Origin of the sequence: Bartonella queenslandensis AUST/NH15, assembly GCF_000312585.1 — a bacterium.
GTDB lineage: Bacteria > Pseudomonadota > Alphaproteobacteria > Rhizobiales > Rhizobiaceae > Bartonella > Bartonella queenslandensis_A.
In genome coordinates this window covers 6,277-9,192 of the sequence record NZ_HE998007.1, presented here as the reverse complement: position 1 = coordinate 9,192, position 2,916 = coordinate 6,277, and the positions used below count along the sequence as shown (strand labels likewise).

The window sequence follows — 2,916 nt, the reverse complement described above, 5'->3', positions numbered from 1 at the left end:
ACCTCTTTTCTGATCAATAAAGGTATATGAAACTCTTTTGTAATATCACGCTTACCTTTCATATTTTTGAGCCGAGAATTCTCCATTATTCTCTTTCAATCTGATTTTCACGAATATGGCGTCAAGGGTTAGTAAGGATAGCTGTCAGGATAAGAAAACGTCAAGCCATTTCTGTTAGAATCATTGTTTTGCAAAGTTTTTTATAAAAAAAAACGGCACTTCTCTTCGTTTCATTACCGGTTTCTTAATGGTTTTATGATGCTACTTTCCTGAAAAAGCACGTGCTTTTATTGCTGCTTGCGTATCAACATCAATCTTCATGCGGCAGCATGATTGAAACACATATTGAGACAGATAAGAGCTAGGGAAGTGCTGTCATACAGTTTTCTAGCTTCCGGTATTATACAGTAGAGCCTTTGGTTGAGACTTTTCATAAAAAGTATTTTTATTGTTTGATTGAATGAATTATCTTTCGTATCTGGTCTTTTAAAAAGATTAATGAATCTACCTATATGACGATATAAGAGGAAGTTTTGTAATAGATTGTTACATTGATGTGGACTGTATACACGTTGGAGGGTTCTGTATTTTGAACGTTATATTGTACGAATGTATGTGCAAGATATTAAAAAATATGATCTTTTCTATTTTCAAATAAAATGGAGCAAGGATAGAAGGGATAAAAAACTCTGAATAACTTTATAGATAGGTTGCATTATATAACAATATATTGATTTATAATGATAATTTATTATTTTGTACATTACATGAGAGCTCTAAATATTGTAAGATTCTCTTATTTCAACCCCTTTGGTATTGATTTTTTCTCCATTTTACGGGGGAGCCTGCGCGTATCAGTTTGATAAATAGTTCTCTTTCTCATGGTGGGGGCTATCAGCTGAATTAATGGAAGCGAATTAATCACGATCATTCTTTTTGTATGTCACAAGTGGGATTAGTGTATAAAAAAGCTATTGGACAAAAATGCTTCTAGTGAATTATTTCAAGATTGAGAGTGGCTATAATGATCGTGCTAATTTGCATTTTCATTAAGCGTGAGGATGGTGTTTTCCAAAATAAGAATGCAGAATACTGGAAGTTGTACAATGTCATTAAACTTTTCTTCTATTCGTGCAAATTATTGGTCATGAAATTACGTAAAGATGAGATTATTGAGATAAGAATTTCACGGTTCTATTAAGGCTGCGGTACGTTAAGTATCGATATTTTGAGGTATGATATTTTTGTTATTTTCTGAAGCTAGATTCTTTCTTTATTATGGTGATTTTTTCACAACAAATGTTCTTTTATCTCGTTTAATTTTTTATGCTGGTTACAATATCGATCGAATCAACAATTAATTCATAACGTTTATGACAATACTCGTAAGGGAAATATCTTTTTCTCTTCTATAGAGATATGCATTGGTGGAATCAAAAAGACGAGAGTATGATAAAGACATTTCATTATAGAAAAATTGCTCAAGATGGATATGCACGTCGAGGTGAAATTATTACCGGACGGGGGTGTGTTCGTACACCTGCTTTTATGCCTGTTGGAACAGCAGGAACCGTTAAGGCTATGTATATGGACCAAATACGTGATCTTGGAGCGGATATTATTTTGGGGAATACTTATCATTTAATGTTACGTCCAGGAGCTGAACGTGTTGCGCGTTTGGGAGGATTACATGAATTTTCACGATGGAATGGACCTATTTTAACGGATTCTGGTGGTTTTCAGGTTATGTCATTAGCGGGCATTCGAAAAATTACCGAAAAAGGTGTGATTTTTCGCTCTTACATTAATGGAGGCTACTATGAAATGAGTCCAGAGCGTTCTATCGAAATTCAAGGACTTCTTGATGCGGATATCCAAATGCAGTTGGATCAATGTATTGCATTACCGGCCACTGAAAACGAGATGGAAGAAGCCATGGAACTTTCATTGCGGTGGGCACAACGTTGTAAAATAGCTTTTGGGAATCAGCCAGATAAAGCATTGTTTGGGATTGTTCAAGGTGGTGATAATATGAAACTGCGTGAACGTTCTGCTCGAGCATTAAAAGAAATGGATTTAAAGGGTTATGCGATTGGAGGGCTTGCTGTTGGTGAGCCGCAGAGTGTTATGACAGCAGTGTTGGATGCTACTTGTCCGATTTTGCCAGAAGATAAACCACGCTATCTTATGGGAGTGGGAACACCTGATGATATTTTACAAAGTGTTGCACGTGGTATTGATATGTTTGATTGTGTTATGCCAACGCGTGCAGGGCGTCATGGTTTAGCTTTTACGCGCTTTGGTAGAATTAATTTGCGTAATGCACGTTATGCAGAAGATCCTCATCCTCTTGATCCACAGTCACTTTGTCCGGCCGCAAATGATTATAGTTGTGCTTATTTGCATCATTTGATCAAATCTGGTGAATCTCTTGGTGGTATGTTGTTGACTTGGAATAATCTTTTTTATTACCAACAACTGATGCAAGGAATTCGTGATGCCATTGAAGAAGGCTGTTATGCTGATTTTTGCACTGAAACGCGCGCTCTGTGGGCACAAGGACGCTAAAATACTCCTCATCTAATAGTGCGTTTTTACTTACAAATTTTACGCAAAAATGTAATTATAAATACCTTCCCAAACTATAAAGTTGCACTATCTTAAAACATCAAGGTGCACTTTGATGGGGCACATGTCCTTTTTGTAATTATCATATAAAACAGAAACTGTTACTCCGGTACGCGCTACCTGATCCGGAGAAAAACAGTTTAGTTCTGTTTCTGATCACTGTTTAAAGCAACAATGTTAATGAGGCGTTAGCGAACTCTTAAAGAAGTATGAAAATTGTATTTTTATGAGTTTCTTTGTGTTTTTTATTGGTAAAGGTAAAAAATGTGTTACATGCAGCAGAACAGA

Annotated in this window: 1 protein-coding gene; it reads left to right on the top strand. The window is 35.9% G+C overall.

Annotation, left to right across the window (positions count from 1 at the left end):
• The first annotated feature begins 1,449 nt into the window (after positions 1 to 1,449).
• Positions 1,450 to 2,568, top strand: a complete 1,119-nt coding sequence (gene tgt, locus BN338_RS06920; RefSeq protein ID WP_039760452.1) for a tRNA guanosine(34) transglycosylase Tgt — start codon at positions 1,450 to 1,452, stop codon at positions 2,566 to 2,568.
• Positions 2,569 to 2,916: the final 348 nt, after the last annotated feature.

Coding starts and splice junctions, on each gene's coding strand:
- tgt (WP_039760452.1), top strand. CDS start 1,450: ATGATAAAGACATTTCATTATAGAAAAATTGCTCAAGATGGATATGCA.